Origin of the sequence: Treponema primitia ZAS-1 (genome assembly GCF_000297095.1) — a bacterium.
GTDB lineage: Bacteria > Spirochaetota > Spirochaetia > Treponematales > Breznakiellaceae > Termitinema > Termitinema primitia_A.
Window position 1 is genome coordinate 1 of record NZ_AEEA01000136.1, and the last position, 224, is coordinate 224.

Annotated in this window: 1 protein-coding gene; it reads right to left on the reverse strand. The window is 54.0% G+C overall.

Annotated features, from left to right (window positions below; all coding sequences use genetic code 11):
* Positions 1-91 precede the first annotated feature (91 nt).
* The gene (locus TPRIMZ1_RS21185) at positions 92-187 is read right to left on the reverse strand and encodes a hypothetical protein (protein ID WP_232616857.1); all 96 of its coding nucleotides are present in this window, start codon (positions 185-187) and stop codon (positions 92-94) included.
* Positions 188-224: the final 37 nt, after the last annotated feature.

Below are 224 nucleotides of genomic sequence, written 5' to 3' on the forward strand. Positions count from 1 at the left end.
ATCCGCCCAGTAAACCCAGGCGCTTTTTCTAAGAGAAACCGGATAAAGTTACACCCGATAAACCCCGCGCCCCCTGAAACCAATATATTCTTCAGTGCACGCATGTTTTTATATACTCCCCGAGGCTCTTTTCCCAGGGCGGGAGCGTAATCCCCAGCGCACGCTGTATCTTCCCCTTATCAAGCACCGAATAGGCGGGGCGGGTTACCTTGGCCGGGAACTCC